This is a genomic window from Streptomyces sp. NPDC046821 (genome assembly GCF_040645335.1).
Classification (GTDB): Bacteria; Actinomycetota; Actinomycetes; order Streptomycetales; family Streptomycetaceae; genus Streptomyces.
Window position 1 is genome coordinate 84220 of sequence record NZ_JBEYYB010000012.1, and the last position, 16718, is coordinate 100937.

Annotated in this window: 18 protein-coding genes; 3 read left to right on the forward strand and 15 right to left on the reverse strand. The window is 70.6% G+C overall.

Going from position 1 to position 16718, the window contains the following annotated elements:
* Window positions 1-30: 30 nt before the first annotated feature.
* From tsaE to ABZ893_RS24740, 7 genes are all read right to left on the reverse strand, one after another.
* On the reverse strand, window positions 31-570 hold the full coding sequence (gene tsaE, locus ABZ893_RS24710; protein WP_361407399.1) for a tRNA (adenosine(37)-N6)-threonylcarbamoyltransferase complex ATPase subunit type 1 TsaE: 540 nt from the start codon (window positions 568-570) through the stop codon (window positions 31-33).
* Window positions 542-1759 (reverse strand): alpha/beta hydrolase, encoded by a 1218-nt coding sequence (locus ABZ893_RS24715; RefSeq protein ID WP_361407400.1) that lies wholly within the window; start codon window positions 1757-1759, stop codon window positions 542-544. Before ABZ893_RS24715 ends, tsaE begins: the two co-directional genes overlap by 29 nt.
* Window positions 1752-2915 (reverse strand): alanine racemase, encoded by a 1164-nt coding sequence (gene alr / locus ABZ893_RS24720; protein ID WP_361407402.1) that lies wholly within the window; start codon window positions 2913-2915, stop codon window positions 1752-1754. Before alr ends, ABZ893_RS24715 begins: the two co-directional genes overlap by 8 nt.
* 110 nt (window positions 2916-3025) lie before the next feature.
* Window positions 3026-4519 carry an NAD(P)H-hydrate dehydratase gene (locus ABZ893_RS24725; RefSeq protein WP_361407404.1) on the reverse strand — a complete coding sequence of 498 codons (1494 nt, stop codon included), beginning with the start codon at window positions 4517-4519 and terminating at the stop codon, window positions 3026-3028.
* Between the two features lie 12 nt (window positions 4520-4531).
* The gene (locus ABZ893_RS24730) at window positions 4532-4900 is read right to left on the reverse strand and encodes a holo-ACP synthase (protein ID WP_361407406.1); all 369 of its coding nucleotides are present in this window, start codon (window positions 4898-4900) and stop codon (window positions 4532-4534) included.
* Between the two features lie 12 nt (window positions 4901-4912).
* Window positions 4913-6760 (reverse strand): glutamine--fructose-6-phosphate transaminase (isomerizing), encoded by a 1848-nt coding sequence (gene glmS / locus ABZ893_RS24735; protein ID WP_361407408.1) that lies wholly within the window; start codon window positions 6758-6760, stop codon window positions 4913-4915.
* A 151-nt stretch (window positions 6761-6911) separates the two neighbouring features.
* Window positions 6912-7145, reverse strand: a complete 234-nt coding sequence (locus ABZ893_RS24740) for a hypothetical protein (RefSeq protein WP_361407409.1) — start codon at window positions 7143-7145, stop codon at window positions 6912-6914.
* Between the two features lie 242 nt (window positions 7146-7387).
* Between ABZ893_RS24740 and coaA the strand changes: the two genes are divergently transcribed.
* Together coaA and ABZ893_RS24750 are read left to right on the forward strand one after the other, a co-directional pair.
* A complete protein-coding gene (coaA, locus tag ABZ893_RS24745) occupies window positions 7388-8377 on the forward strand; it encodes a type I pantothenate kinase (RefSeq protein WP_361407791.1) in 990 nt (329 codons plus the stop codon).
* A 17-nt stretch (window positions 8378-8394) separates the two neighbouring features.
* Window positions 8395-9345 carry a DUF389 domain-containing protein gene (locus tag ABZ893_RS24750; protein WP_361407411.1) on the forward strand — a complete coding sequence of 317 codons (951 nt, stop codon included), beginning with the start codon at window positions 8395-8397 and terminating at the stop codon, window positions 9343-9345.
* Here the strand turns inward: ABZ893_RS24750 and glmM are convergent.
* The 3 genes from glmM to rplM all read right to left on the reverse strand — a co-directional run bounded on the left by glmM (window position 9342) and on the right by rplM (window position 11879).
* The gene (gene glmM, locus ABZ893_RS24755; protein ID WP_361407413.1) at window positions 9342-10700 is read right to left on the reverse strand and encodes a phosphoglucosamine mutase; all 1359 of its coding nucleotides are present in this window, start codon (window positions 10698-10700) and stop codon (window positions 9342-9344) included. The two genes, ABZ893_RS24750 and glmM, sit on opposite strands and share 4 nt — an antisense overlap.
* Before the next feature lie 169 nt (window positions 10701-10869).
* Window positions 10870-11391, reverse strand: coding sequence for a 30S ribosomal protein S9 (gene rpsI, locus ABZ893_RS24760; protein ID WP_100594864.1), 522 nt, complete (start codon window positions 11389-11391; stop codon window positions 10870-10872).
* A gap of 44 nt (window positions 11392-11435) precedes the next feature.
* On the reverse strand, window positions 11436-11879 hold the full coding sequence (gene rplM, locus ABZ893_RS24765; RefSeq protein ID WP_361407415.1) for a 50S ribosomal protein L13: 444 nt from the start codon (window positions 11877-11879) through the stop codon (window positions 11436-11438).
* Window positions 11880-12151: 272 nt separating this feature from the next.
* Here rplM and ABZ893_RS24770 point away from each other — a divergent pair, with 272 nt between their 5' ends.
* Window positions 12152-13009 carry a hypothetical protein gene (locus ABZ893_RS24770; RefSeq protein ID WP_361407417.1) on the forward strand — a complete coding sequence of 286 codons (858 nt, stop codon included), beginning with the start codon at window positions 12152-12154 and terminating at the stop codon, window positions 13007-13009.
* A 4-nt stretch (window positions 13010-13013) separates the two neighbouring features.
* Here the strand turns inward: ABZ893_RS24770 and truA are convergent, their stop codons facing one another.
* The 5 genes from truA to rpsM form a co-directional block, all read right to left on the reverse strand.
* Entirely contained in the window at window positions 13014-13883 is an 870-nt protein-coding gene (gene truA / locus ABZ893_RS24775; RefSeq protein ID WP_361407419.1) for a tRNA pseudouridine(38-40) synthase TruA, read from the reverse strand.
* 110 nt (window positions 13884-13993) lie between these two features.
* Window positions 13994-14458: a 50S ribosomal protein L17 gene (rplQ, locus tag ABZ893_RS24780; RefSeq protein WP_127832072.1), complete on the reverse strand. Its 465-nt coding sequence runs from the start codon at window positions 14456-14458 to the stop codon at window positions 13994-13996.
* A gap of 196 nt (window positions 14459-14654) precedes the next feature.
* Window positions 14655-15677, reverse strand: a complete 1023-nt coding sequence (locus ABZ893_RS24785; protein ID WP_003966937.1) for a DNA-directed RNA polymerase subunit alpha — start codon at window positions 15675-15677, stop codon at window positions 14655-14657.
* Window positions 15678-15827: 150 nt separating this feature from the next.
* Window positions 15828-16232, reverse strand: coding sequence for a 30S ribosomal protein S11 (gene rpsK, locus ABZ893_RS24790; RefSeq protein ID WP_003948617.1), 405 nt, complete (start codon window positions 16230-16232; stop codon window positions 15828-15830).
* Window positions 16233-16297: 65 nt separating this feature from the next.
* Entirely contained in the window at window positions 16298-16678 is a 381-nt protein-coding gene (gene rpsM, locus ABZ893_RS24795) for a 30S ribosomal protein S13 (RefSeq protein WP_361407421.1), read from the reverse strand.
* Between the last annotated feature and the right edge of the window lie 40 nt (window positions 16679-16718).

Genomic DNA, 16718 nt, shown 5'->3' on the forward strand with positions numbered 1-16718 from the left:
GGGCAGACGTAGAGCGGGCAGCAACGCGGCTCAGGCCACCAGGCTCTCCAGGCCCGCCCCCGCCCAGCGCGCGCCGAGGCCGTGCAGCGTCACCGACCGCACCTCGTCCGACGTGTCGCCCGTGGCCCGGTGGATCACGACGTGCAGCCGGTCGTCGCTCAGGTCCTCGACCTTGCCGTCGCCCCACTCGACGACCACGACGGAATCGGGCAGCGACACATCGAGGTCCAGGTCCTCCATCTCGTCGAGCCCGCCGCCCAGCCGGTACGCGTCCACGTGCACGAGAGCCGGACCGTCACCCAGCGGCGGGTGCACGCGGGCGATGACGAAGGTGGGAGAGGTGACGGCGCCGCGTACGTCCATGCCCTCGCCGAGCCCGCGGGTCAGCGTGGTCTTGCCCGCGCCCAGCTCGCCGGTGAGCATCACGAGGTCGCCCGGGCGCAGCAGCTTGGCCAGGCGGCGGCCCAGTTCCCCCATGCGGGCGGGCGAGTCGACGGTGATCGAGACGGTGGCGTCGGCGGTGATCGGGGCGCCGGCGGTGTCAGCCGCCCGGCTGTGCGGAGTCTCCATAACTTCCCACGGTAGCCCCTGCGGGCACCGCCCCCGTGCGGGCGAGCAGGTCCGCGAGCCGGTCGGTGACGGCCTCCGGGTGCTCCAGCATCACCAGATGCCCCGCGTCCGGCACGAGCACCAGCTCGGCGTCGGGCAGCAGCCCGGCGATGGCCTCGCTGTGCTCGCTGGGCGTCACCAGATCCTGGTCACCGGCCAGGACGAGGACGGGCATGTCCGCGAACCGCTGGAGCGCGTCGGACTTCTCCATCTCCTGGAACGCCGGATAGAACTCGGCGACGACGTCGATGGGCGTGCCCTCGATCATGCGCTCGGCAAAGCGGGCGACGGCCGGGTCCACGTCACGCGAGGCGAACGAGTACCGCTTGACGACCCCGGCGAACAGGTCGGCGGTGGCCCGCCGCCCCCTCTCCACGAGCTCGGCCCGCTGGCCCAGGGCCTTGAGGACGCCGGGCAGCACCCGGCGCACGGCGTTCACGCCGATCGCCGGGAGGCCGTAGCTGACCTCGCCGAGCTTCCCGGACGACGTCCCGATGAGCGCGACACCGACGACGCGCTCCGCCACCACCTCGGGGTACAGGTCGGCGAACGCCATCGCGGTCATGCCGCCCATGGAGTGCCCGACGAGGACCAGCGGCCCCTCGGGCGCGGCGGCGTCGAGGACCGCCTTCAGGTCGCGGCCCAGCTCGTCGATGGTGACGGCGGGCCCGCCGTCGGCCTGCTCGACGCCCCGCCCTGACCGCCCGTGGCTGCGCTGGTCCCAGTAGACGCAGCGCACGACGCCCCGCAGCGCGGCCCGCTGGAAGTGCCAGGAGTCCTGGTTGAGGCAGTACCCGTGGCTGAAGACGACGGTGACGGGCGCCGGTTCCTTACGACCGAAGAGGCGGCGCCGGCGCGGAGCCGCCGCGTCGTCCCCGGCCTGCGCCCCTTCCACCTCGTCGACCTCGTAGTAAAGCTCGGTCCCGTCGTCGGCGTAGGCCTTGCCGGGGGTGCCGCGCAGGGACCCGTAGGGGCCGGAGGCGTCGAGGGCGAGGCGCGCCTTGCGGCGCATTCCGCGGCCGACGGTGAGCCGCTCGACGGCGACACCGGCGGCGGCGCCCGCCGCGACGACGCCTATCGCGGCGCCCGCGAGTCCGGCCGTCCGCCAGCTCGCGACCGCCGACGTCGCCTCGGCGCTGCTGTCACTCACGTGCCGCTCCTCCGTCGTCCACATGGACGCGCGGAACACGCGCCCCGATCCGGGTGACGATCTCGTACGCGATGGTGCCCGCGGCCACGGCCCAGTCCTCGGCCGTCGGCTCGCCCCGGTCACCGGGCCCGAACAGGACGACCTCGTCGCCGGCCGCCGGCTCGTCGCCGCCGAGGTCGACGACGAACTGGTCCATGGCGACCCGCCCGGCGACGGTCCGCCGCTTGCCGCCGATGAGCACCGGTCCGGTCCCGGAGGCGTGCCGGGGGATGCCGTCCGCGTAGCCGACGGGGACGAGGCCGAGGGTGGTGGCGCCCGGGGTGACGTAGTGATGCCCGTAGCTCACGCCGAGGCCGCCCGGCGCGTGCTTCACCAGGGCGAGCGACGCCGTAAGGGTCATCACGGGCCGCAGCCCGAAGTCCTCGGGGGTGCCGAGTTCGGGGCTGGGTGAGATCCCGTACATGGCGATCCCGGGGCGTACCAGGTCGAAGTGGGTCTCGGGGAGCGTCAGGGTCCCGGGCGAGTTGGCGATGTGCCGGACCTCGGGGCGGACGCCGCACATCTCGGCGAAGGCCACCATCTCGCGGAAGGAGTCGAGCTGGGCGGCGATGGAGGGGTGGCCGGGCTCGTCGGCGCAGGCGAAGTGCGACCAGAGTCCGGTGACCTTGACGAGGCCTTCGCGCTCGGCGTCGACGGCGGCGCGGACCAGCTCGGGCCAGTCGTCCGCCAGGCTGCCGCCCCGGCCGAGCCCGGTGTCGGCCTTGAGCTGGATGCGGGCGGGGCGCCCGGCCTCCCGGGCGGCGGCGACCACCTCGTCCAGCGCCCACATGGCGCTCACCGACATGTCGAGGTCGGCCTCGATGGCCTCGCGCCAGGGGCCGCCCGGCGTCCAGAGCCAGCACAGGACCCGCCCGCCGATGCCCGCGGCACGCACCGCGAGGGCCTCCTCAGGGGTGGCCGTGCCGATCCACGTGGCGCCTGCCTCCACCGCGGCACGCGCGCAGGGGATCATGCCGTGGCCGTAGGCGTCGGCCTTGACCACGGCCATGAACGCGGCGCCCGGTGCGCGTTCGCGCAGGGTCCGTACGTTGGCGCGCAGCGCGGCCAGGTCGATCTCGGCTCGGGCGCGGGCCTTGGCAGGTGCTCTCTCAGTCATCGTGGGCACAGTGTCTCAGAGGCCCCTAACAGGCCCTTGCGACCGTCCTCGGCCCCGTCGCGCAGCCACCACTTCCGGCCCCCTGACGCTCCCCGAGGCCCACTTCGCCCTTACGCCTCCCGCCGCACGTCCGCCCATGCGCCGGGGATCCCGCCGGCCACGTCCTGGGCCGCCACGGGCGCTCCGTGGGACACGCGCCGGGCGGCGAGCCCGTGGAGATACGCCGCCACGGACCCGGCGTCGAGCGCGCCGAGCCCCGCCGCGAGCAGCGACCCTGCGAGCCCGGACAGCACGTCCCCACTGCCTGCGGTGGCCAGCCAGGCGGTCCCGGTGGGGTTGACCCGTACGGGTCCGCCGCCGGGCCCGGCCACCAATGTGGTGGATCCCTTAAGGAGCACGGTGGCGCGATAACGCTCCGCCAACTCCCGTACGGCGGCCAGCCGCTGCGCCTCCACCTCCTCACGCGGCACACCGAGCAGCGCGGCCGCCTCCCCCGCGTGCGGGGTGAGCAGCGTCGGCGCGCCCCTCCCCCGCACAGCCTCGGCGTCGGCGAGCCGCAGACCGTCGGCGTCGATCAGGACGGGTACGTCGGCGGCCAGTACGTCCGCGAGACGTGACGCGTCATCGCCAAGGCCGGGTCCGGCGACCCACGCCTGCACCCGCCCCGCCTTGCCGGGCGCGCCCTCGGAGACCAGCGTCTCGGGGAACCTGGAGACGACGGCGCCGGCGGCTGGCCCGACGTAACGGACGGCGCCTGCGCCTCCGTGCAGCGCCCCGGCGACGGCGAGCACCGCTGCCCCGGGGTACCGGGCCGACCCGGCGACGATGCCCACGACACCCCGCCGGTACTTGTCGCTCTCACCGGTGGGCACGGGCAGCAGCCGGGCCACGTCGTCGTGCTGAAGGGCCTCCAACATGCTGGCGCCACCGCCGAGTTCAGCCCCGGACCCGTCTCCGGGTTCACCCCCGAGTTCGCCCCCGGCAGCCCCTCCGAAATCCAGCCCGATGTCCACGAACCGCACAGCCCCCGCGTACTCCCGCGCAGGATCGATCAACAACCCCGGCTTGTACGCCCCGAACGTGACCGTCACATCCGCCCGCACCGCCTCCCCCGCGACCTCCCCGGTATCGGCGTCGACGCCACTCGACAGATCCACGGAGACGACGACGGCCGAGGACTCCAAGGCCGCGCGCACGAACGGCAGCGCGCTCTCGCGGAGCCCGCCCCGCCCCCCGATCCCGACGATCCCGTCGACCACGAGGTCCGCGCGGTCCATCACCCGCTCCCCCGCCCCGGCCACACGCCCCCCGGCGGCGAGCAACGCGGCGAGCCCAGCAGCGTGCGCGCGCTCCGGGTCGAGCAGGACGGCGACGACCCCCGCCCCGCGCCGCGCGAGCCGCGCTCCCGCGTACAGGGCGTCACCCCCGTTGTCCCCCGAACCGACGACGAGGACGACCCGGGACCCGTAGACCTTGCCGAGGAGTTCGGCGCAGACGGTGGCGAGGCCGGCGGCGGCCCGCTTCATCAGGGCGCCTTCGGGCAGCCGCGCCATGAGGGCGCGCTCGGCGGTCCGTACGGTGTCCACGCTGTAGGCGGTACGCATGACGCCGAGTATCTACCCCTCGGCGATCACGACCGCCGAGGCGACACCGGCGTCGTGGCTGAGCGAGATGTGCCAGGACCGCACGCCCAGCTCCTCGGCGCGCGCGGCGACCGTCCCGGAGACTTCGAGCCGGGGCTGCCCGCTGTCCTCGACGCACACCTCGGCGTCGGTCCAGCGCAGTCCGGGCGGCGCCCCGAGCGCCTTGGCCAGCGCCTCCTTGGCGGCGAACCGGGCCGCGAGCGAGGCGATGCCGCGCTGCTCCCCGCTGGGCAGCGTCAACTCCCGCTCCACGAAGAGCCGTTCGGCCATCCCGTGCGTGCGCGCGAGGGCCGCCTCGAACCGGTCGATCTCGGCGACGTCGATCCCCACACCAATAATCAAAGCCCCAGCCCTTTACTCCACGGTGACGGATTTGGCCAGGTTACGCGGCTGATCCACCTCGTTCCCCCGGGCCGTGGCGAGTTCGCAGGCGAACACCTGGAGCGGGACCGCCGCGACGAGCGGCTGGAGCAGGGTGGGTGTGGCGGGGATCCGTACAAGGTGGTCGGCGTAGGGCACGACCGACTCGTCGCCCTCCTCGGCGATCACGATGGTGCGTGCCCCGCGCGCCCGGATCTCCTGGATGTTGGACACGATCTTGTCGTGGAGCACGGACCGCCCCCTGGGCGAGGGCACGACGACGACCACGGGCAGGTCCTCCTCGACCAACGCGATGGGCCCGTGCTTGAGTTCACCGGCGGCGAAGCCCTCCGCGTGCATGTAGGCGAGCTCCTTCAGCTTCAGGGCGCCCTCCAGAGCGACCGGATAGCCGACGTGCCGCCCCAGGAACAGCACCGTCCGCTTGTCGGAGAGCGACCTGGCCAGCTCCCGTACGGGCTCCATGGTCTCCAGGACGCGTTCGACCTCGCCGGAGATGTCGGCCAGGTCCCGGATCACCGAGCTGATCTCGTCGCCCCACTTCGTGCCGCGCACCTGCCCGAGGTACAGGGCCACGAGATAGCAGGCCACGAGCTGGGTCAGGAACGCCTTCGTGGACGCGACCGCGACCTCGGGACCGGCGTGCGTGTAGAGCACGGCGTCGGACTCGCGCGGGATCGTCGAGCCGTTCGTGTTGCAGATGGCGAGCACCGTCGCGCCCTGCTCGCGGGCGTGCCGCAGCGCCATCAGCGTGTCCATCGTCTCGCCGGACTGCGAGATGGCGATGACGAGCGACCGCGTCCCCAGGATCGGGTCCCGGTACCGGAACTCGCTCGCGAGCTCCACCTCGCACGGGATACGGGTCCAGTGCTCGATGGCGTACTTGGCGATCAGGCCGGCGTGGAACGCGGTCCCGCACGCCACGATGACCACCTTGTTCACGGCCCTCAACATGGCTGCGGGGATGCGGAGTTCGTCCAGGGTCAGCGCCCCGTCGACGCCGATCCGCCCGAGCAGCGTGTCCGCGACGGCCTTCGGCTGCTCGGCGATCTCCTTGAGCATGAAGGAGGCGTAGCCGCCCTTCTCGGCGGCGGACGCGTCCCAGTCGACGTGGTACGTCCGTACGTCGGCGGGCCGACCGTCGAAGTCGGTGACGGTCACCCCGTCCCGGCGCAGCTCGACGACCTGGTCCTGGCCCAGCTCGATCGCGGACCGCGTGTGCTCGATGAAGGCGGCGACGTCGGAGGCGAGGAACGCCTCGCCCTCGCCCACGCCGACGACCAGGGGCGAGTTCCGCCGGGCTCCCACGACCACGTCCGGCTCGTCGGAGTGCACGGCGACCAGCGTGAACGCCCCTTCGAGGCGCCGGCAGACGAGCCGCATGGCCTCCGTGAGGTCGGCGCACCCCGAGAACTCCTCGGCGAGCAGATGCGCGACGACCTCGGTGTCGGTCTCGGACGCCAGCGTGTGCCCGCGGTCGGCCAGCTCGGCGCGCAGCTCGGCGAAGTTCTCGATGATGCCGTTGTGGACGACGGCGACACGGCCGGCGTTGTCGTGGTGCGGATGCGCGTTCGCGTCGGTGGGGCCGCCGTGGGTGGCCCAGCGCGTGTGGCCGATGCCGGTGGCGCCGGACGGCAGCGGGCGCTCGGCCAGCTCCTTCTCCAGGTTGGCCAGCTTGCCGGCCTTCCTGGCCGAGGCGAGGCCGCCGTCGGAGAGCACCGCGACGCCCGCCGAGTCGTAGCCCCGGTACTCGAGGCGCTTGAGTCCGGCGAGCACGATGTCCAGCGCCGACTGAGATCCGACGTATCCCACGATTCCGCACATGTCGGCAGCCTAGGGGGCGACCCCTCGGGGACCCGTCAAACAACCCCTAAGCCCAGGTGAGCCAGGCGCGCCCCCTCAGGCACGGGCGGGTCAGGCACTCCAAGGGGCAGCCCTGAGGCACGCGCGGGTCAGACACCCCATGGGCGTACGGTCACTCGCCCCGCACGATCCGGTCCCGCGCATCCTCCAGCAGCCCCAGGTACTCCACTTCCTCGCAGCGCGGCTTGCTGCCCATCCGGTAGAGGTCGATGCAGTCGTCGAGGTCCTCGCTCAGATCCTCGTCGGGCAGATCGAGGGCGAGCTCGCTGTGCACCCGGCCGGCGAAGTCGTCGTCGACCGGACCGGTCCTGCGCCGGACGAGGTCACGCAAATGGGGCACGGCCATGACGGTTCCCTCCCATCCGGCGGCCTCGATCGGTCGGCCCCGGATGCCCGGAACGTAGCCCCTTCTCCGCCCTCCGGTCCAGACCCGTGACCAAGGAAAGCGCACGAACCGGGCACTCCTCACCCACCGAAAACACACGACATGACCATGCAAGCGACGCCTGTTCGACACGAAGGTGACGCACCCCACCTCCCGCCCCGTCCACACAGCCGTAACAATGGACTGTGATCTCTTCGGTCTCCGTGCCCCCGACGGCACCGCGGAGCGCCCACCGGCACAAGCCGGAGGCGACTCCCTACGTCGACCTCACCCGCACCGAGTGGAGTGCGCTCCGCAACAAGACGCCACTCCCCCTCACCGCCGATGAACTGGAGAAACTGCGCGGCCTCGGCGATGTCATCGACCTGGACGAGGTCCGGGACATCTACCTCCCGCTGTCCCGCCTCCTCAACCTCTACGTCGGCGCCACCGACACCCTGCGCGGCGCCCTCAACACCTTCCTCGGCGAGACCGGCGAGAAGGCGTCCCAGTCGGGCACGCCCTTCGTCATAGGGGTCGCCGGCTCGGTGGCCGTGGGCAAGTCGACGGTCGCCCGCCTCCTCCAGGCCCTCCTGTCGCGCTGGCCCGAGCACCCGCGCGTGGAGCTGGTCACCACGGACGGCTTCCTGCTCCCGACCAAGGAGCTGGAGCGGCGCGGCATGATGTCCCGCAAGGGCTTCCCCGAGTCGTACGACCGCCGGGCCCTGACCCGCTTCGTCGCCGACATCAAGGCCGGCAAGGACGAGGTGACGGCCCCCGTCTACTCCCATCTGATCTACGACATCGTGCCGGACCAGAAGCTCACGGTCCGCCGCCCCGACATCCTCATCGTCGAGGGCCTCAACGTCCTCCAGCCCGCCATGCCCGGCAAGGACGGCCGCACCCGCGTCGGCCTCGCCGACTACTTCGACTTCAGCGTGTACGTCGACGCGCGGGCCGAGGACATCGAGAGCTGGTACCTCAGCCGGTTCCGGAAACTCCGTCAGACGGCCTTCCAGAACCCGTCGTCGTACTTCCGCAAGTACACCCAGGTCTCCGAGGAGGAGGCGCTCGACTACGCGCGCACGACCTGGCGGACCATCAACAAGCCGAACCTGCTCGAGAACGTGGCGCCCACCCGCGGCCGCGCGACGCTCGTCCTGCGCAAGGGCCCCGATCACAAGGTGCAGCGGCTCAGCCTGCGCAAGTTGTAGGAAGTTACGCTTCGCGCATGTTGCACCTGCGCCTGATCACACCGGCCGACCGGACCGACGCCGTCGTCAGCCTCATAGAGAACACGGTCGGCACCACGCACGTCGTGGTGATGGCGGGCGCCGCCCGCACCCCCAGTGGCGACGTCGTGCTGTGCGACGTCGCCCGGGAGGCCGGCGACGAGCTGATCGGGGGTCTGCGCGACCTCGGCATCGACACGTCCGGGTCGATCGCCGTCGAGAACATCGACCTGTCCCTGTCCGCGCGGGCCGACCAGGCGGAGGAGGACGCGCCGGGCGAAGGCGCGGACGCTGTCCTGTGGGAGCAGCTGACCGAGGCGACGCACGAGGAGTCGACGCTCACCGTCACCTACGTGGCGTTCCTCGCCGTCGCGACGATGCTCGCGGCCTGCGGTGTGATGCTGGACAACGCGATCCTCATCGTCGGCGCGATGGCTGTCGGCCCCGAGTTCGGGCCGCTCGCCGGGATCTCCACGGCGCTGGTGCAGCGCGCTCCGCGCCTGGTCCTGCGCTCGCTGTGGGCGCTGCTCGCGGGCTTCGCCGTCGCGATGGCGCTGACGGCCGGGTTCAGCTGGCTGATGGACGTGTTCGGCCTGTTCACGCGCTCGATGGTGGAGGCGCCCCGGCCGAACACGGCGTTCATCTGGAAGCCTGACTGGATGTCGTTCGTCGTGGCGTTCCTGGCGGGCGTCGCCGGCACGCTGTCCCTGACGTCGGCCAAGTCGGGCGCCCTGATCGGCGTGGCGATCTCCGTGACGACGGTCCCGGCGGCGGCGAACGCGGCGGTGGCGTTCGCCTACGCGGAGTACAGCCAGATGTGGGGCTCCGTCGCACAGCTCCTGGCCAACATGGGAGGCATCGTCCTGGCCGGCACGCTCACCCTGCTCGCCCAGAAATGGTTCTGGGCCGAGCAGCGCAAGCGTGCCACTCCGGTGGCCGAACCGGCTTAGCCCAGCGCGGACTTCACGACATCGGCCAGCCGGCCCGCGATCGAGCGGGCCTGCTCGATGTCGGCGGCCTCGACCATGACGCGGACCAGCGGCTCCGTGCCGGAGGAGCGCAGCAGCACGCGGCCCGTCTCGCCCAGCTCGCGCTCGGCGTCGGAGACGGCGGCGGCCAGCTCGGCGGAGGTGCTGACGCGGGACTTGTCGACGTCACGCACGTTCACCAGGACCTGCGGGAGGCGCTCCATCACGGAGGCCAGATCCTGGAGGGTGCGGCCGGTCTCGGCGAGGCGGGCCGCGAGCAGCAGGCCGGTGAGCGTGCCGTCGCCGGTCGTCGCGTGGTCGAGGATGATCACGTGCCCGGACTGCTCGCCGCCCAGCGCGTAGCCGTGCTCCTTCATCGACTCCAGGACGTACCGGTCGCCGACGGAGGTCTGCACGAAGTGGATGCCCTCGCGCTCCATGGCCAGCTTGAAGCCCAGGTTCGACATGACGGTCGCGACGACGGTGTCCTCGCGCAGCGCGCCCCGCTCACGCATGGCCAGGGCCAGCACCGCGAGGATCTGGTCGCCGTCGATCTCGGCACCCGTGTGGTCCACGGCGAGGCAGCGGTCGGCGTCACCGTCGTGGGCGATGCCGAGGTCCGCGCCGTGCTCGACCACGGCGGCCTTGAGGAGGTCGAGGTGGGTGGAGCCGCAGCCGTCGTTGATGTTCAGGCCGTCCGGCTCGGCACCGATCGTGACGATCTGCGCACCCGCCTGCCGGAACGCCTCGGGCGACACGGCGGCGGCGGCGCCGTGCGCCTCGTCCAGGACGATCCGCAGCCCGTCGAGCCGGTTCGGCAGCACGCTGATGAGGTGGGCGACGTACTGGTCGAGCCCCGCGTCGTACGTGTGCACGCGGCCCACGCCGGCGCCGGTCGGGCGGTCCCACGGCGCACCGGTGCGGTGCTGCTCGTAGACATGCTCGATCTGGTCCTCCAGCTCGTCGGCGAGCTTGTGACCGCCGCGCGCGAAGAACTTGATGCCGTTGTCGGGCATCGCGTTGTGGCTGGCGGAGAGCATCACGCCGAGGTCGGCGCCCAGCGCGCCGGTGAGATGCGCCACCGCGGGGGTGGGCAGCACGCCGACCCGCAGGACGTCGACGCCCGCGCTCGCCAGGCCCGCGACGACCGCGGCCTCCAGGAACTCGCCGGACGCCCGCGGGTCACGGCCGACCACGGCCACCGGACGATGCCCCTCGAAGGTCCCCGCCTCGCCGAGCACATGCGCCGCCGCCACGGAGAGTCCGAGCGCGAGCTCGGCCGTCAGATCCGCGTTGGCGACCCCTCGTACGCCGTCCGTACCGAACAGTCGTCCCACTGGTGTCCTCCGAACTTTCAAAAATCCTCAGGAGAAGCGTCGGAAATCATCCGAGCCTGCAAAATTCTGCGCACCTTGTGCCGTTATACGCCCAGGGCCGCCAAAGACGAACGCCCCGGCGGCACACAGCGTGCCGCCGGGGCGAACGAAACGAACAAGCAGCAGCGATTTAGCGCTTGCTGTACTGCGGGGCCTTACGGGCCTTCTTGAGACCGGCCTTCTTGCGCTCGACCGCACGGTCGTCACGCTTGAGGTAACCGGCCTTCTTGAGGGCGCCGCGGTTGTTGTCGACGTCGGCCTCGTTCAGCGCACGGGCGACACCGAGACGGAGCGCACCGGCCTGACCGGAGACGCCGCCACCCGAGATGCGGGCGATGACGTCGTAGCGGTTGTCGAGCTCGAGCACCTTGAAGGGCTCGTTGACTTCCTGCTGGTGGACCTTGTTCGGGAAGTAGTCCTCGAGCGTGCGCCCGTTGACCTTCCACTTGCCGGTGCCGGGCACGATGCGAACGCGCGCGATGGCGTTCTTGCGGCGGCCCAGGCCGGCGGCCGGCTGCGGGTCGCCGAAGCGCGCCGCGTTCGACTCCGAGGTGTACTCGCCCTCGACGGGGACCTCGGACTCGGTGGTGTACTGCTCGACGTCGACAATCTCGGTCTCTTCGACCGGCTGCTCAACGGTGGTCTCGGCCACGATGCTCCTCAGATTCTTTTCTGTCTTTGGGGGTGTGGCCGGAACTACTGCGCGACCTGGGTGATCTCGAACGGCACCGGCTGCTGGGCAGCGTGCGGGTGCTGGTCGCCCGAGTACACCTTGAGCTTCGAGATGACCTGACGGCCCAGGGAGTTCTTGGGGATCATGCCCTTGATGGCCTTCTCGACGGCCTTCTCCGGGTTGTTCGCCAGGAGGTCGTCGTAACGGACGGAACGCAGACCGCCCGGGTACCCGGAGTGGCGGTAGGCCAGCTTCTGGGTCTTCTTGTTGCCGGAGAGGTGCACCTTGTCCGCGTTGATGATGATGACGAAGTCACCAGCGTCGACGTGGGGGGCGTAGATCGGCTTGTGCTTGCCCCGCAGGATGTTCGCGGCAGTGGTCGCGAGACGACCCAGGACGACATCCCGGGCGTCGATGACGTACCACTGGCGAGTGATGTCGCCGGGCTTAGGGCTGTACGTACGCACTTAGCAGCCTTCTTCTTCTTCAGTGGATGGGTGCTGAAAGTGGCATCACTGAAGCGATCGTGCAGCTGGGGACGACAGTGCCGGGTTCAGCGCCCGTATGCCGCCCACTGGTAACTGCTCCAGGGAACCTGTGCACGGCCCCTCACTCGAGAGCGAGCAAGCCAGTACACATAACGACTAGGCACGATACCCGCGCCTCCCCGCACGGGTCAAAACGCGGCTCCGGACACCGGCGCCGCGCCCGCTCCGGCCCGCCCTCTAAGATGCGCCCCATGAGTTTTGGGCAGGGGGGACCCCAGTGGGGGCCCGGGGGAAACGGTGGCTCGCAGGGACCGGACTGGGCGGCACTCGCCGAGGAGTCCGAGGCACGCGCCCGGCGCCGCCGCTGGCTGATGATCGGCGGTGGCGCGCTGGCCACGCTCGCGGTCGGCTCGGCGGTCGCGTTCGCCATCGTCTCCGCGAACGGCAAGAACTCGGCGTCGAACAAGCCCGCCGACCAGCTGCCGACGACCGCGGACATCCCGAGCGACACGGCCGCGGCGGATCCCTCGTTCGCCGAGACGACGCCGCCGCCCCCGCTCGACCCCAAGGACTTCGTCTCCAGCGCCAAGAAGGACAAGGCGCCGCTCGGCCCCGAGACCCTCTTCCCCGGCACCAAGCTGACCGTCGGCGACCGCGTCTACAAGAAGGGCGCCACCGCCGACACCAAGAGCTGCGCGAGCGCCACCCACGGCGCGCTCGGCGACGTTCTGACCAGCAACGACTGCACCCGCCTGATCCGCGTCACCTACGCCAAGGACGGCGTCGCGGTCACCGTCGGCGTCGCCGTCTTCGACACGGAGGCCAAGGCCACCAAGGCCAAGAACCAGTACAGCAAGGGCACCGTGAACTCCCTGTCCGGCTCGGGCGTCCCCGCCTTCTGCCGCACGACGGTCTGCCGCTCGACCTCCAACTCGTACGGGCGCTACGCGTACTTCACGACGGCCGGGTTCACCGGCGGCGAGCGCGACGTCACCACGAAGGACCGCGGGGTCTTCACCACCGGCGACGACCTCGCGGAGTTCACGTTCCGTCAGATCACCCGGCGCGGCGAGGCGCAGGCCTCCGCCGCCGCCCAGGCACCGCAGTAGCGGCTCAGCAGCACCCGGGGTCCGCGAACGGGGCCCCGGGCAGCGTCCGCTTGTTCCGGGCCTCCTTGCTGCGCGCGGCCAGCAACTCATCGGCGGGGTAACCGACTTCCTCAAGGGTCAGCCCGTGCGGGCGCACCACGTGCACCGCAGAGTCGCGCACACCGGCGGCCAGCACCTGCCCGGGCCAGTCCGGCGGCCGGTGCCCGTCACCCACGAACAGCATCGCGCCGACGAGCGAGCGCACCATGTTGTGGCAGAACGCGTCGGCCCGCACGGTCGCTTCGAGGATCCCGTCCGGCGACCGCTCCCAGCGCAGCTCCTGGAGCGTACGGATCGTCGTGGCACCCTCACGCCGCTTGCAGTACGCGGCGAAGTCGTGCTCCCCGATCAGCTTCTCGGCCGCCAGATTCATGGCGTCCATGTCCAACTCCCAGTCGTGCCACAGGACATGACTGCGCAGCAGAGGGTCCACGCCGCCGGGGTTGTCGGTCACCCGGTACACGTACCGGCGCCACACGGCCGCGAAGCGCGCGTTGAACCCGGCGGGCGCCTCGGCCACCTTCCACACCCGTACGTCGTGCGACAGCCGCCCGGCGAGCCGGCGCAGCAGCTTGTCCTGGTGCTCGGCCCACACGTCCTCCGGCAGATCGACATGAGCGACCTGCCCCCGCGCGTGCACCCCGGCATCGGTCCGCCCGGCCACGGTCAGCTCGTACGTCTGCTGCGACCGGGTCACCGTCCGCAGCGCGTCCTCGATCTCGCCCTGCACGGTCCGCCGGCCACTGGCCTGCTTCGCCCACCCGGAGAAGTCCTTGCCGTCGTACGACACATCCAGCCGCACCCGCACGAACCCGGGCTCTACCTCGTCACTCACACACAGATCCTCTCAAGCGAAAGCAGGCGCGCACGAAGGCTGCCGCACACGAAAGCGGGCCCGCCCCTAAGGGCGGACCCGCTCACATCAAGGCAACTGCCTCAGAAGCCTCAGGCCTCTTCGGTCGCCTCGACGGCGGCCGGAGCGGCAGCCTCGGCGTCCTTGGCGGCACGCTTGGTGGCGGCCTCGGCCTCACCGGTGGCCTGCTGCGCGACCGTCAGGGCCTCGACCAGCTCGATGACAGCCATGGGCGCGTTGTCGCCACGGCGGTTACCGATCTTGGTGATACGGGTGTAACCACCCGGACGGTTCTCGTAGCGCGGGGCGATCTCGGTGAAGAGCGTGTGGACGACGCTCTTGTCCGTGATGACCGTGAGCACCTGACGGCGGTTGTGAAGGTCACCCTTCTTCGCCTTGGTGACCAGACGCTCCGCGTACGGACGCAGACGACGGGCCTTGGCCTCGGTCGTCGTGATCTTGCCGTGCTCGAAGAGGCTCTTCGCGAGGTTCGCGAGGAGCAGCTTCTCGTGCGCGGCGCTGCCGCCCAGACGGGCACCCTTGGCAGGCTTCGGCATTGTTTCTCCTAGGTGTCTGCCCCGGCCGTATCAGGTACCAGGGTCAGTATCCGAGCAGACGGCTGTCTGTCGGAGATCCGGGAGCAGCCCCGTAAGGGACGCCCCCGGAGGTCCGCGCCCCGTAAGGGGCGCGGGGAACTGCGCGACCAGCCGAAACCGGCCCGCAGCCAAAGATCAAGCAGCAGAGCGGTAGCTCTTAGTACTGCTCGGTCTCGACAAAGCCCGCGTCCGCGTCATCGTCAGCGCCGAAGGCGTCCGCGGCAGCGGTCGGGTCGAACCCGGGAGGCGAGTCCTTCAGGGCCAGGCCCATGCCGGCAAGCTTCGCCTTGACCTCGTCGATCGACTTCGCACCGAAGTTGCGGATGTCGAGCAGGTCGGCCTCGGAGCGGGCGACGAGCTCACCCACGGAGTGGATGCCCTCACGCTTGAGGCAGTTGTACGACCGAACGGTGAGCTCCAGCTCCTCGATCGGCAGGGCGAGATCGGCGGCGAGCGCAGCGTCCGTCGGGGACGGACCCATGTCGATGCCCTCGGCGTCGATGTTCAGCTCGCGGGCGAGACCGAACAGCTCCACCAGGGTCTTACCGGCGGACGCCATGGCGTCACGCGGGCGCATGGCCTGCTTCGTCTCGACGTCGACGATCAGCTTGTCGAAGTCGGTGCGCTGCTCGACACGCGTGGCCTCGACCTTGTACGTGACCTTCAGGACCGGCGAGTAGATCGAGTCGACCGGGATGCGCCCGATCTCCTGACCGACCTGCTTGTTCTGAACGGCGGAGACGTAGCCGCGACCGCGCTCGACGGTCAGCTCCATCTCCAGCTTGCCCTTGCCGTTGAGCGTGGCGAGGACGAGGTCGGGGTTGTGCACCTCGACACCGGCCGGGGGCGCGATGTCGGCGGCGGTGACCAGACCCGGGCCCTGCTTGCGCAGGTACATCACGACCGGCTCGTCGTGCTCCGAGGAGACGACCAGCTGCTTGATGTTGAGGATCAGGTCGGTGACGTCTTCCTTGACGCCCGGCACGGTGGTGAACTCGTGCAGGACACCGTCGATACGGATGGACGTGACCGCCGCACCCGGAATCGAGGAGAGAAGCGTCCGGCGCAGGGAGTTGCCGAGGGTGTAACCGAAGCCCGGCTCCAGCGGCTCGATCACGAACCGGGAGCGGAACTCGTCGACGACCTCTTCGGTCAACGAGGGACGCTGAGCAATCAGCATTTTTGGCGATCCTTCAGTCAGGGGCACCCACTATTTGATGCCCTGATGCCACCGGGCGGTGGCCCGGCGGCGGCTGTGCAGTACAAGGGTACGGGCGATACGGCCCGTAAGAGCCGTACCGCCCGAAATCCTCAAGTCAAGCGACGTGCGTCAGACGCGGCGGCGCTTGGGGGGACGGCAGCCGTTGTGCGGCGTGGGGGTGACGTCCTGGATCGAACCGACCTCGAGGCCCGTGGCCTGGAGGGAGCGGATCGCGGTCTCGCGGCCGGAGCCCGGACCCTTGACGAAGACGTCGACCTTGCGCATGCCGTGCTCCTGGGCGCGACGCGCGGCCGACTCGGCGGCCATCTGCGCGGCGAACGGAGTCGACTTGCGCGAGCCCTTGAAGCCGACGTGGCCGGCGGAGGCCCAGGAGATCACGTTGCCCGTGGGGTCGGTGATCGAGACGATCGTGTTGTTGAACGTGCTCTTGATGTGGGCGTGCCCGTGAGCGACGTTCTTCTTTTCCTTGCGGCGCACCTTCTTGGCAGCGCCCTGACGACCCTTGGGGGGCATCTATTACTCCTACGGGAGGTGGTCGGTCCTGCAGCGACAGCTGTCGATAGACCGCTGAGCGAGGACTACTTCTTGCCCGGCTTCTTCTTACCGGCGATGGCGCGACGCGGGCCCTTGCGGGTACGAGCGTTCGTGCTGGTGCGCTGACCGCGGACGGGCAGGCCACGACGGTGGCGAAGACCCTGGTAGCAACCGATCTCGACCTTGCGGCGGATGTCGGCCTGGATCTCGCGACGGAGGTCACCCTCGGTCTTGATGTTCTGGTCCACGTACTCGCGGATCTTGATCAGGTCCTCTTCGGACAGATCGCGAACGCGGATGTTGCGGTCCACACCGGTGGCGTCCAGCGTCTGCTGGGACAGCGTGCGGCCAATGCCGAACACGTAGGTGAGGGCAACCTCTACGCGCTTTTCGCGCGGGAGGTCAACGCCTTCAAGGCGTGCCATTCAAGGCTCCTGTTGTCACTCGGAGGTCTTCAGCAGGACC